The sequence below is a fragment of the Phycicoccus sp. DTK01 genome (assembly GCF_017312765.1).
Lineage (GTDB): Bacteria > Actinomycetota > Actinomycetes > Actinomycetales > Dermatophilaceae > Phycicoccus > Phycicoccus jejuensis.
The window spans coordinates 43,590-56,085 of record NZ_BOPU01000004.1; the positions used below are offsets into that span (position 1 = coordinate 43,590).

9 protein-coding genes are annotated in these 12,496 nt (G+C 72.9%); 4 read left to right on the forward strand and 5 right to left on the reverse strand.

Annotated features, from left to right (window positions below):
• Positions 1-29 precede the first annotated feature (29 nt).
• The gene (locus J3473_RS10210; protein WP_207023110.1) at positions 30-1,460 is read right to left on the reverse strand and encodes a ferric reductase-like transmembrane domain-containing protein; all 1,431 of its coding nucleotides are present in this window, start codon (positions 1,458-1,460) and stop codon (positions 30-32) included.
• 125 nt (positions 1,461-1,585) lie between these two features.
• Here J3473_RS10210 and J3473_RS10215 point away from each other — a divergent pair, with 125 nt between their 5' ends.
• Positions 1,586-3,499, forward strand: a complete 1,914-nt coding sequence (locus J3473_RS10215; RefSeq protein ID WP_306790183.1) for an alpha-amylase family protein — start codon at positions 1,586-1,588, stop codon at positions 3,497-3,499.
• 59 nt (positions 3,500-3,558) lie between these two features.
• Here J3473_RS10215 and J3473_RS10220 read toward each other — a convergent pair whose 3' ends face one another.
• From J3473_RS10220 to J3473_RS10235, 4 genes are all read right to left on the reverse strand, one after another.
• Positions 3,559-4,467, reverse strand: coding sequence for a hypothetical protein (locus J3473_RS10220; RefSeq protein ID WP_207023115.1), 909 nt, complete (start codon positions 4,465-4,467; stop codon positions 3,559-3,561).
• A 147-nt stretch (positions 4,468-4,614) separates the two neighbouring features.
• Complete coding sequence (locus J3473_RS10225) at positions 4,615-5,394, reverse strand: TSUP family transporter (RefSeq protein WP_207023117.1); 780 nt, start codon at positions 5,392-5,394, stop codon at positions 4,615-4,617.
• 3 nt (positions 5,395-5,397) lie between these two features.
• Positions 5,398-6,153, reverse strand: coding sequence for an HAD family hydrolase (locus J3473_RS10230; protein ID WP_207023119.1), 756 nt, complete (start codon positions 6,151-6,153; stop codon positions 5,398-5,400).
• Positions 6,150-7,919: a proline--tRNA ligase gene (locus J3473_RS10235; RefSeq protein ID WP_207023121.1), complete on the reverse strand. Its 1,770-nt coding sequence runs from the start codon at positions 7,917-7,919 to the stop codon at positions 6,150-6,152. Before J3473_RS10235 ends, J3473_RS10230 begins: the two co-directional genes overlap by 4 nt.
• A gap of 210 nt (positions 7,920-8,129) precedes the next feature.
• Here J3473_RS10235 and J3473_RS10240 point away from each other — a divergent pair, with 210 nt between their 5' ends.
• From J3473_RS10240 to mmsB, 3 genes are all read left to right on the forward strand, one after another.
• A complete protein-coding gene (locus J3473_RS10240; protein ID WP_207023124.1) occupies positions 8,130-9,401 on the forward strand; it encodes an ROK family protein in 1,272 nt (423 codons plus the stop codon).
• A 151-nt stretch (positions 9,402-9,552) separates the two neighbouring features.
• Entirely contained in the window at positions 9,553-11,151 is a 1,599-nt protein-coding gene (gene mmsA / locus J3473_RS10245) for a multiple monosaccharide ABC transporter ATP-binding protein (RefSeq protein WP_207023126.1), read from the forward strand.
• 19 nt (positions 11,152-11,170) lie between these two features.
• A complete protein-coding gene (mmsB, locus tag J3473_RS10250) occupies positions 11,171-12,472 on the forward strand; it encodes a multiple monosaccharide ABC transporter permease (RefSeq protein ID WP_207023129.1) in 1,302 nt (433 codons plus the stop codon).
• The last annotated feature ends 24 nt before the right edge of the window (positions 12,473-12,496 follow it).

Here is a 12,496-nt window from a genome sequence, read left to right on the forward strand (position 1 = left end):
GGTCCTCGCGGGGTCGTGGGGGTCGAGGGTCAGTAGCCGAAGCGCTCGAGGTGGATGGCGTCGTGCGGGACGCCGGCGGTGTGCGCGGCGTCGCGCACCGCGTCCATCCAGCCGTCGTTGCCGCAGACGTAGACCTCGTGGCGGGCGATGTCGGGGACGATCTCGCGCAGCGCCTGGGCGTCGCCGAGGTGCGCGGCCTGCTGGGGCAGCCAGCTCGCCCGGTCCCGCACCCGGGGGCCCTCGACGAGGAGGTAGCGGGCGCCGCGGGCGGCCGCGAGCGAGCGCAGCTCGTCGGCGAGGACGGCCTCGGCGCGCGAGCGCACGCGGTGGACGACGGTGACGTCGCCGGGGTGCTGCGGGAGCTCCTCGAGGAGGGCGCGCATCGGGGTGATGCCGATGCCCGAACCCATGAGGAGCACCTTGCGCCGGGTGCGGACACCGCCGTGCATCCGGCCGTACGGGCCCTCGACGAGGACGCGGGTGCCGGGCCGCAAGGCGGCGAGACGGGCCGACCCGTCCCCGAGGTGGGCGACGGTGATCCGCAGGGTGCGTCCGTCCGGGGCGGCGGAGATCGAGTAGGGGTTCGCGCGCGTCCAGCCGGGGCCGTCGAGGAAGCGCCACTGGAGGAACTGGCCGGCGCGCACCGGCAGGTGCCGGACGCCGTCGCCGCCGACGGTGACGCTCGTGACGCCGGGGCCCTCGGCGCGGACGTCGAGGACGCGGATCGGGGAGCGCAGCGAGCGCCACAGCGGCAGGCCGACGCGGAAGACGAGGACGGAGGCGGCCGTGGCGGCCCACAGGCCCCACCAGAAGACGGTGGCGGCACGGGAGTCGAGGAAGTCGGCGCCGGTCCACAGCTGGTGCGGCAGGACCAGCCCCGCGCCGAGGTAGCCGTAGAGGTGGATGAGGTGCCACGACTCGTAGCGCAGCCGGCGACGGGCGCGCTTGACCGAGGTGACGACGACCATGACCAGCGCCGCGGTGCCGGCCCACGCGAGGAGCATCCCCGGGTAGCTCACGACGAAGTCCCACGTCGTGCCCCAGAGGCCGAGGGGCCCGCTCGCCGCGTACCCGAGGGTGATGAGGCCGATGTGGACCAGCAGCAGCGTGAAGGACGTGAAGCCGACGAGGCGGTGCACGCGCGCCAGCTCGTCCTGCCCCCAGGCCTGCTCGACCCACGGGACGCGGGCCATGAGGACGACCTGGAGCAGCAGCAGCGCGGAGGCGACGAGCCCGGTCAGCCGGCCGGTCGACGTGAGGGCCCCGGCGAGGGTGCCGAGGTCCTGCACGCCACCGTCCTGCACCCAGAGCGCCGTGACCCCGAGGAGCACCGCCCAGCCGGCGGCCGCGGTCGCGTCCCGCCACCAGCGCGGCACGGGCACGACGGCGCGACGGGGACGGCGGAGAGCGGCGTGGGGGCGGCGGTAGGCCTCGTCGGGCGCCGCCGTGCTCGTCGTCATGCCTGAACTGTCGGGCGGCTCCCTATGCGTCACCTGTGTGCCGTCTCGGGCCGCCGTGTGAGTGCCGGGGACACGCTCCGTGGAAGCTGTGGAAACGCTTGCGCGGATTCGGCAGGATGGCGCCCGTGACCGCACCGGTGCCGCCGCCCCCCGCCCTCCCGACCTCCGGGTGGGACCCGGAGCGCGCCGGGATGCTGCAGGCGCGGCTGGAGCGCTGGTGGCCGGACCTGTGGAGCGGTCTCGTCGCCGTCTACGGCGAGGACCGAGCGGCGCAGACGGCCTCCGAGCTCGTGACCCGGGCCGCCCGCGCCTACGCGCGCCGACCCGACCGGCTGCACCGGCGCGACCTCGAGCGGATGCTGCGCCCCGACTGGCTCCAGGAGCCCTCGATGGTCGGGTACGCCGCCTACACCGAGCGCTTCGCCGGCGACCTGCGCGGCGTCGGCGAGCGCCTGGGCTACCTCGAGGAGCTCGGCGTCACCTACCTCCACCTCATGCCGCTCCTGCGCCCGCGCGAGGGCGACAACGACGGCGGCTACGCCGTGGCCGACTACCGGGAGGTGCGCGCGGACCTCGGGACGATGGAGGACCTCACCGCGCTCGCCGACTCGCTGCACGAGCGCGGGATGAGCCTCGTCCTCGACCTCGTCCTCAACCACGTCGCGCGTGAGCACGAGTGGGCGCGCAAGGCGCGCGAGGGCGTGCTGCGCTACCGCTCGTACTTCCACGTCTTCCCCGACCGCCGCCTCCCCGACGCCTACGAGCGCACGCTGCCCGAGGTCTTCCCCGACTTCGCCCCGGGCAACTTCACGTGGGACGAGGAGCTCGACGGCTGGGTCTGGACGACCTTCAACGCGTGGCAGTGGGACGTCAACTGGGGCAACCCCGACGTCCTCGTCGAGTACGCGCAGGTCGTGCTCGACCTCGCCAACCGCGGCGTCGACGTCCTGCGCCTCGACGCCATCGCCTTCATGTGGAAGCGCCTCGGCACCGACTGCCAGGGGCAGCCCGAGGTGCACGCGCTGACGCAGGTGCTGCGCGCGGTGACCCGGATCGCCTGTCCCGCAGTGGCGTTCAAGGCCGAGGCCATCGTCGCCCCCACCAAGCTGCTCGCGTACCTCGGGGAGCGCGAGCACACCGGCAAGGTGAGCGACCTCGCGTACCACAACAGCCTCATGGTGCAGGTCTGGTCGATGCTCGCGGCCCGCGACGTCCGGCTGGCCGCGCGCGCGCTGGGGTCGCTGCCACCCAAGCCCGCGAGCGCCACGTGGCTGACCTACCTGCGCTGCCACGACGACATCGGCTGGGCGATCATGGACGAGGACGCGGCGGCGGTCGGCGTCACCGGCCCGGGGCACCGCCACTTCCTCGCCGACTGGTACTCGGGCGACTTCTGGGGCTCGCCGGCGCGCGGCCTGGTCTTCCAGTTCAACCCCGAGACCGGCGACCGGCGCACGTCCGGCACCGCGGCCTCGCTCGTCGGCATCGAGGGTGCGGGGACGCCCGAGCAGCTCGACCTCGCCGTCGCGGCCCTCCGGCTCGCGCACGCCGTCGTCGTCGGCTGGGGCGGCATCCCGGTCATCTGGAGCGGCGACGAGCTCGGGCAGGTCAACGACCCCGAGTGGGCGTCGGAGCCGGGCCACGAGGACGACAACCGGTGGGCGCACCGGCCGCGGCTCGACCTCGCCGCGATGGCGACGCGGCACGACCGCTCGACGGTGTCCGGGCGGGTGTTCGGCGACCTCGTCGGGCTCGTCCGGGCGCGGGCCGCGCTGCCGCACCTGCACGGCTCGGTCGAGACGCGCATCGGCCCGGTCGACGACCCCGGGGTGCTCGTGACCCTGCGCGAGCACCCCCTCGGGCGCTTCGCCGGCGTCTACAACGTGACGCCGCAGGAGCGGGTCTGGCCGGGCTGGCGGGTCCACGAGCTCGGCCTGGACGCGGCCGTCGACGCCCTCACCGGGCAGCCCCTGCCCTGGCACGCCGACGGCGACGTCCACCTGCCGCCCTACGCCGCCCTCTGGCTCACCACCCCCTGACCCCCTCCCCCCGCCCTTTCCCCGAACGTGTGTGAAATCGCCGGGGACCCCCGGCGGTTTCACACGCATCCGCGCAGGCCGGCGCGGACCTGGGCCATGACGGTCGACTCCTGGAGGCGCAGCGCCAGCAGGTCGAAGCGCAGCACCCGGTCGCTGCCGAGCGTCACGGTGTTCTGCCGCAGGTTGTCGTCGGTCAGGGCGAGCCCCGAGCGATGGCCCGACCCGTCGATCTCGACGACGAGCCGGGCGAACGCCCACCGCACGTCGAGGTAGATGCGCCCCGTCGGCCCGCGACGCACGACCTGCCGGTCCGGCTCGGGGATGCCGTGGCGTCGGCACATGGCCGCGAAGTCGAGCTCGCCGAGGGACTGCGCGCCGTCCGCGACGTCCCGCACGACCTGCCGGATGAAGGGGTGACGACCCCGGGTCCGCACCACCTTCGCCGCGGTGACGAGGTCGGCCCCGGTGACGAGCCGCTGCTGGACGGTCATCGCGAGCACGAGGGCGGCCTGCCGGTCGCTCCTCGCCCAGCCCGCGGCACGGACGGCCGCCACCGCCGGTCGTGTCCGCGGGAGCGAGTCGTCCCCGACCAGCTCGTCCGGCCGTCGCCGCACCCGGTGGATGCGCACGTCGTCGACCCGCGGACACCGGGAGTTGCGCGTCACCGAGACGTGGACGTCGTGCTCGGTGAAGCCGGTGAGCCCCGCGGCGACCAGGCTGCTGACTCCGTCCACGACGGCGACCGCGTGCCCGACCTCCCACACCGCGAGCCACGGCCTCGCCGCATCCGCCAGCGGCCCGCGGTGCATCGCAACGGTCATGCGCCCGGGCAGCGCCCACCGGTCGGCCGCCACCTGGCGCGCCACGGCGTCCCGGTCGACGCCGAGCCCGCGCAGCAGCGACCGCGAGAGGATGCCGCCGTACGGTTCGGCCAGCCTCTCGACTCCTCGTCGGTGCTCGGGGTCCATCCGCGCAGCCTGCACCGCCGGGCGGTCGGCCCGCGGTCGTCATCCACAGCCCCGCGAACGCGTGTGGAATCGCCGGTGCTCCCCGGCGGTTTCACACACGTTCGCGGAGAGGGAGGGGGCGAGGGAGGGGCGGGTCGGGGTGGGGTGTCACCAGAGGCCGGCGAGGTCTCCTCCGATGCGGAGGGTGAAGGCGCCGACGACGACGACGAAGACGGTCCGGACGAACCTGCTGCCGCGCGCGACCGCGGTGCGCGCGCCGACCCACCCGCCGAGCAGGTTCGCGACCGCCATGACGCCGCCGACGACCCACACGACGTGCCCCCCGGGGGCGAACACGGTCAGCGCGCCGAGGTTCGTCGCGAGGTTGGTGATCTTCGCCTTGGCGCTCGCCTCGAGGAAGGCGTACCCGAGCAGCCCGACGAGCGCGAAGACGAGGAAGGACCCCGTGCCCGGCCCGAGCGCGCCGTCGTAGACGCCGATGACGAAGCCGGTCAGCACCGCGGCCGTCGTGTGCCGGGCGCCGCTGAAGCGCAGCCGGGTCAGCTCCCCCACCGACGGCTTGAGCAGCGTGTAGGCCCCGACGACGACGAGCATGACGAGGATGACCGGGTTGAAGAGCGACTTCGGGATGTGCAGCCCGAGCAGCGCCCCGCCGATCGCCCCGACGTACGCGACGGCCGCCATCGGCAGCGCCGTACGCAGATCCGGTTTCACCCGCCGGTAGTACGTGACCGACGCGGTGGCGGTGCCCCACACCGACCCGAACTTGTTCGTCGCGAGCACCTGGGCCGGGGTGGCCCCGGGCATCCCGAGCAGCAGCGCGGGCAGCTGGACGAGCCCGCCGCCCCCGACGACGGCGTCGACCCACCCGGCGACGAACCCGGCGAGCGCGAGCAGCGCGAGGACGTGCGGCGCGACGTCACCCACGGGTCACGCGGCGTTCCACCCGTCGACGATCTCCAGCACGTCGAGCAGCTCGTGGGCCCGCGCGTCGGGGACGGCGGTCACCTCGACCTTCTGGTTGTCGGGCAGCACCGAGTGGGGCACCCACACGGCGCGCATCCCGACCTGCTGCGGGCCGTGCACGTCCTCGAACATCCGGTCGCCGACGTACACCGCCGCGGCCGGCTCGACCCCGACGGCGCGGCACGCCGCGAGGAAGACCTCCGGGTGCGGCTTCACGTGGTCGAGCTCGCTCGAGTAGAGGTCTGCGTCGATGAGCTCGAGCACGCCGTCGCGCGCGAAGATCTCGCGGTGGTACTCGCGCGTCCAGATGGTGTTGGACAGCACGCCGACCTTGATCCCCCTCTCGCGCAACCCTTCCCAGAGCGGCTTGACCTGCGGGTCGGTGAGGGTGTGCGGCTCCCAGAAGCGCCGGTACGCCGCGAGCGCCAGGTGGTGCCGGTCGTGCTCGGCGTCGACCCCGGCGGCGTCGAGGATGTCGGCGAGCGCCGCGGACGAGTGCTCGTCACGGCCGCGCGCCCACGCCCCGGCCTCCGCCTCGAGGATGCGGTCGGCCAGCCGGTGCGCCTCGTCGAGGTCGGCCTGCGGCACGTCCGGCGACCCGACGGGGATGCCGTGCACCTCGCGCGCGAAGACCCGCCACTGCTCGGGCAGGTCGACGTCGTGCCAGGGCGTCAGCGTGCCGCCCCAGTCGAAGACGACCGCCTCGACGCGACGGCTCACGCGCGACCGACCTCCGCCAGCACCTCGCGCACGGCGTCGTCCGTGGCGACCTCGCGGCGCTCGCCGGAGCGACGGTCCTTGACCTCGATCTTCCCCTCGGCCAGCCCGCGGCCGACGACGACGATGGTCGGCACGCCGATGAGCTCGGCGTCCTTGAACTTGACTCCGGGAGAAGCCTGCCGGCGGTCGTCGAGCAGCACCTCGACACCCTCGGACTCGAGCGCGCGGGTCAGCTCCTCGGCGTACCGGTGCACCTCCTCGTCCTTGCCGGTGGCGACCACGTGCACGTCGGCGGGCGAGAGCTCGCGCGGCCAGACGAGCCCGAGCTCGTCGTGGTTGCCCTCGGCGACGCACGCGACGGCGCGCGAGACGCCGACCCCGTAGGAGCCCATGACGACGGTGCGCAGCTTGCCGTTCTCGTCGAGCACCTTGAGGTCGAGCGCCTCGGCGTACTTCGTCCCGAGCTGGAAGATGTGGCCCATCTCGATGCCGCGCGCCGACTCGAGCTTGTGCCCGCACGAGGGGCAGGCGTCGCCCTCGCGGACGTCGGCGGCCTCGATCGTGCCGTCGGCGGTGAAGTCCCGCCCGGCCACGAGGTCGAGGACGTGCCGGCCGTGCTCGTCGGCGCCGGTGACCCACGCGGTGCCCTCGACGACGCGGGGGTCGAGGAGGTAACGGATGCCCGAGGACCGCTCGGACCCCAGCGCCCCCGGCCCGATGTAGCCCTTGGTCAGCGTCGGGTAGCGCGCGAAGTCCTTCTCGTCGAACGCCTCCACGCTCGCGGGCTCGACCTGCGCCCCGAGGCGCTTCTCGTCGACCTCGCGGTCGCCGGGCAGGCCGATGGCCAGCGGCTCGCGCGTGCCGTCGGGGTGGACGAGCATGACGACGACGTTCTTCAGGGTGTCGGCGGCGGTCCACGACCGGCCGTCGGCGCGGGGGAAGGAGTGCTCGAGGTGGGCGACGAGCGTGTCGATGGTCGGGGTGTCGGGGGTGTCCTCGACGTGCGCGGCGGGCACGCCGGAGGCGTCGACCGCGTCGGGCACGGGCACCCGGACGGCCTCGACGTTCGCGGCGTACCCGCAGTTCGCACACCTGACGTAGGTGTCCTCGCCGTTCTCGGCGGTGGCGAGGAACTCCTCGGACTTCGAGCCGCCCATCGCGCCGGCCATCGCCTGGACGATGACGTAGTGGAAGCCGAGCCGGTCGAAGATCCGGACGTAGGCGTCGCGGTGCAGCTGGTAGCTCTTGTCGAGCCCGGCCTCGTCGAGGTCGAACGAGTAGCTGTCCTTCATGACGAACTCGCGCCCGCGCAGGATGCCCGCACGGGGCCGCGCCTCGTCGCGGTACTTCGTCTGGATCTGGTAGATCGACAGCGGCAGGTCCTTGTACGAGGAGTACAGGTCCTTGACGGCGAGGGTGAACATCTCTTCGTGCGTCGGGCCGAGGAGGTAGTCGTCGCCCTTGCGGTCCTGGAGGCGGAAGACACCGTCGCCGTACTCGGTCCAGCGGCCCGAGGTCTCGTAGGGCTCGCGCGGCAGCAGCGCGGGGAAGAGCAGCTCCTGGGCGCCGATGGCGTCCATCTCGTCCCGCACGATGCGCTCGACGCGGCGGAGCACCTTGAGCCCCAACGGCAGCCACGTGTAGATGCCGGGGCTGACCCGGCGGATGTACCCGGCCCGCACGAGCAGCTGGTGGCTCGGGACCTCCGCGTCCGCCGGGTTCTCGCGAAGGGTTCGCAGGAACAGGGACGACATGCGCATGGCCACGGGGAGGCTCCTGGGGTCGTGGGAGAGAACCCGGCAAGGATAACGACGCGCCCACCCCGGGTGCCGCGCGGTTTGTGCGGCGGCCGGACAGCGAGGCCCTCCGCCCACCGCCCGCACGCGCGCCCGGCGAGGAGCCACGGCGCGCCGGCCACCGACCGTCATTTGTCAGGTGGTCGAACGAAAGGGCGCCCCGGGGCTATGGTGACCGCCATGTCGACGTCGACGAGCCGTCGGGCCCCGGGGTCCGCGCTGCCCCGCGGAGGGGGCCGGGAGGCCGCGCGCCAGTCGACCCTGCGGGAGCACAACCTCGCCGTCGTCCTCCAGCGCGTCGTCGACGCCCAGGCCGTCGGCGCCCCGCTGTCCCGGGCGGCCATCGCCGGCGAGGTCGGCCTGGCCCGCGCCACCGTCTCGGACCTCGTCGACCGGCTGATCCAGGCCCGCCTCGTCACCGAGCTCGAGCCGCTCACCGCCTCGCGGGCCGGGCGTCCCGCCGTCCCCCTCGCCCCCTGCGGCCGCTCGGTCGTCGGGCTCGGGCTCTCCGTCGGCATCGACCACCTCTCGGCGCTCGTCCTCGACCTCGCCGGCATCACCGTCTCCGAGCGCGTCGTCGAGGTCGACCTGCGCGGGTGCGACCCCGACCGCACCTTCGCCCGCCTCGCCGAGCTCGCCGCCGAGACCGTCCGCGCCGTGACGGCCGACGGGATGCGCGTCGCGGGGGCCTGCGTCGCCCTGCCCGGCCTGGTCAGCCGCGAGACGACGACCCTGCGCTACGCGCCCAACCTCGACTGGCACGACATCGCGGTCGACGACGCGCTGACCCGCCACCCCGCCTTGGCGCACCTCCGGGTGACCGCGGCCAACGACGCCGACCTCTCGGCGCGGACCGAGGTCGAGGAGCGCCGCCGCCGCGACCGCCGCCCGGCCGAGGCCCAGAACTTCCTCTTCGCCTACGGCGCGGTCGGTATCGGCTCGGCGGTCGTGCTCGGCGGCCGCGTCTTCGAGGGCATGCACGGCTGGGGCGGCGAGATCGGCCACGTCGTCGTCGACCCCGACGGCCGGCCCTGCCACTGCGGCGCCGTCGGGTGCCTCGAGCCCTACGCCGGCAAGGACGCGATGGTCGAGGCCGCCGGGATGCCCCCGGGCACGACGACGGCGGCCCTGAGCGGCGCCGCCGAGACCGCCGGCCCGGCGGCGGATGCGGTCGACGCCGCGGCCCGCGCCCTCGGCCAGGCCGCCGCCACCGTCGTCAACGTCGTCGACGTCGACGAGGTCGTGCTCGGCGGGGTCTACGCGACGCTGCACGGCCGCCTCTCCCCCCGCGTCCTCGCGGAGCTCGAGCGCCGGGCCGTCATCGCCCGGTGGGCCGCCGTCCGCGTCTCCCCCGCGCTCGGCGGCTCCAGCTCGCCGGCCCGCGGCGCCGCGCTCACCGTCCTCGACGACGTCATCGCCGACCCCTCGGCCTGGCTCGTCACGGCCGGGTGAACGGCGAGTTACCCGATCGTTACCAGCCGGTACCGGGCAGCCTCTTGCCGGACAACGGTGTCTCCAATATGTTCGGCCGTACAACAATTCACGTGAGCCCCGGGCCCCAGCGGCCCCCGGACGCCTGAAGCCCTCAACGTCGAGGATGGGAATGAGCAACGTCGCACCGACCGCCACGGGCACGGCCCGCACCGGCAGCCACGAGGTCATCCTCGAGATGCGCGCCATCACCAAGGAGTTCCCGGGCGTCAAGGCCCTCTCCGACGTCGACATGACCGTCCGCCGCGGCGAGATCCACGCGATCTGCGGCGAGAACGGCGCCGGCAAGTCGACCCTCATGAAGGTCCTGTCGGGCGTGCACCCGCACGGCAGCTACCGCGGCGAGATCCTCTGGAACGGGGCCCCGGCCCAGTTCTCCTCGATCCGCGACAGCGAGCAGGCCGGCATCGTCATCATCCACCAGGAGCTCGCGCTCATCCCCGAGCTGTCGATCGCCGAGAACATCTTCCTCGGCAACGAGCAGACCCGCCGGGGCGCGATCGACTGGGTGCAGACGCAGGCCAAGGCCGCCCAGCTGCTCGAGCGCGTCGGGCTCTCCGAGGACCCGATGACCAAGGTCAAGGACATCGGCGTCGGCAAGCAGCAGCTCGTCGAGATCGCCAAGGCCCTGTCCAAGGACGTGCAGCTGCTCATCCTCGACGAGCCGACCGCGGCGCTCAACGAGTCCGACTCGCAGCACCTGCTGCAGATCATGGACGGCCTGCGCTCGCACGGCGTCACCTGCATCATGATCAGCCACAAGCTCAACGAGATCGAGCAGATCTCGGACGCCATCACGATCATCCGCGACGGCCGCTCCATCGAGACCCTCCGGGTCAAGGAGGACGGCGTCGACGAGAACCGCATCATCCGCGGGATGGTCGGCCGCGACCTCGAGTCGCGCTTCCCCGACCACACGCCGACGATCGGCGAGGTGTTCTTCGAGGTCAAGCACTGGAACGTCCAGCACCCGGTGCGGGCCGACCGGCTCGTGGCGAACGACGCGAGCTTCTTCGTCCGCCGCGGCGAGATCGTCGGCTTCGCCGGGCTCATGGGCGCCGGCCGGACCGAGCTGATGCGCAGCATCTTCGGCCGCTCGTACGGCACGCTCCTCGGCGGCACGATCGTCAAGGACGGCAAGGAGCTGCACCTCAAGCACGTGCGCGACGCCATCGACGCCGGCCTCGCCTACGTCACCGAGGACCGCAAGACCCTCGGCCTCAACCTCCTCGACGACATCAAGCGCACGACGGTCTCGGCCAAGCTGTCCCGGATCACCCACGGCCTCGTCGTCGACGAGACCGAGGAGTACCGGATCGCGGAGCAGTACCGCCAGGACCTGCGCACCAAGACCCCGAACGTCGAGGAGGGTGTCGCCAAGCTCTCGGGCGGCAACCAGCAGAAGGTCGTCCTCGCGAAGTGGCTCTTCACCGAGCCCGACCTGCTCATCCTCGACGAGCCCACCCGCGGCATCGACGTCGGCGCGAAGTTCGAGATCTACGGGATCATCCAGCGCCTCGCGGCGCAGGGGAAGGGCGTCATCGTCGTCTCCTCCGAGCTGCCCGAGCTCCTCGGGCTCGCCGACCGCATCTACACGATCGCCGAGGGCCGCATCACCGGCTGCCTCGACAAGGCCCAGGCCGACCAGGAGTCGCTCATGCGCCTCATGACGAAGAACACCACCCGCACCCAGGCCAACGCGGTCTCCTGACCCCGACCCGAGGACCCCCATGAACATCGTCCGCAAGATCTTCGGTGGCGACATCCGCCAGCTCGGCATGGTCGCCGCGCTCGTCATCCTCATCGCGTACTTCCAGTGGCGAACCGGCGGCCTGACCCTGGACCCGAACAACGTCAACAACATCATCCAGGGCAACGCATACATCCTCGTCCTGGCCATCGGGATGGTGCTCGTCATCATCGCCGGCCACATCGACCTCTCGGTCGGCTCGATCTCGGCGTTCGTCGGCATCGTCGTCGCCATCGCGATCCGCGACTGGAGCCTCCCCTGGCCGGTCGGCATCCTGCTCGGCCTCGGCCTCGGTGCCCTCGTCGGCGTCTGGCAGGGCTTCTGGGTCGCCCGCGTCGGCATCCCGGCCTTCATCGTCACCCTCGCGGGCATGCTGTTCTTCCGCGGCGCCAACCAGTTCGTCGGCGACTCGACCACCGTCCCGGTGCCCGCCGGCTTCCAGGTCATCGGTTCGGGCTCGCTCCCCGAGGTCGGCCCGAACACCGGCTACAACAACCTCACCGTGCTGCTCGGCATCCTCGGCTGCGCGGCGATCGTCTTCGGCGCGCTGCGCTCCCGCGCCCGCCTGACCAAGATCGGCGCGCAGGTCGAGGAGGCGTGGGCGATGTGGGTCCGCCTCGCGCTCGTCTGCCTCGTGATCCTCGGCGCCATGTTCCTCATCGCCTCGGGCCGCAAGGGCTTCCCGGTCTCCGGCCTCATCCTCGTCGTCCTCGTCCTCGTCTACGGCTTCATCGCGAGCAAGACCGTCCTCGGCCGGCACATCTACGCCGTCGGCGGCAACCGGCACGCGGCCGAGCTGTCCGGTGTCAAGAGCCGGCAGATCAACTTCTTCGTCATGGCCAACATGGCCGTCCTCGCCTCCCTCGCCGGCATGATGTTCGTCGCCCGCTCCACCGCGTCCGGCCCGTTCGACGGCGTCGGCTGGGAGCTCGACGCCATCGCCGCGGTCTTCATCGGTGGTGCGGCGGTCACCGGCGGTGTCGGCACGGTCGTCGGCTCGATCGTCGGCGGTCTCGTCATGGCCGTCCTCAACAACGGCCTCCAGCTCCAGGGCGTCGGCGCCGACGCGACCCAGATGATCAAGGGTCTCGTCCTCCTCGTCGCCGTCGCCTTCGACGTCTACAACAAGAGCCAGGGCAAGCCCTCGATCCTCGGCCTGTTCCAGCGCAACCGCGACCGCAACCGGCGCCTGGCCGAGGCCGAGAGCGGCACCGTCGACACCCAGAACCCCGCCCAGTCGAGCGTCACCTCGACGAGCAGCACCCTCGGCTCGGACTCCTGAGCCACCACCAGACCCCTCCGGCCG

Bases quoted from the DNA above. Each gene is read 5' to 3' on its own strand.
- J3473_RS10210 (WP_207023110.1), bottom strand. From the start codon at position 1,460: ATGACGACGAGCACGGCGGCGCCCGACGAGGCCTACCGCCGCCCCCAC.
- J3473_RS10220 (WP_207023115.1), bottom strand. From the start codon at position 4,467: ATGGACCCCGAGCACCGACGAGGAGTCGAGAGGCTGGCCGAACCGTAC.
- J3473_RS10240 (WP_207023124.1), top strand. From the start codon at position 8,130: ATGTCGACGTCGACGAGCCGTCGGGCCCCGGGGTCCGCGCTGCCCCGC.
- mmsA (WP_207023126.1), top strand. From the start codon at position 9,553: ATGAGCAACGTCGCACCGACCGCCACGGGCACGGCCCGCACCGGCAGC.
- mmsB (WP_207023129.1), top strand. From the start codon at position 11,171: ATGAACATCGTCCGCAAGATCTTCGGTGGCGACATCCGCCAGCTCGGC.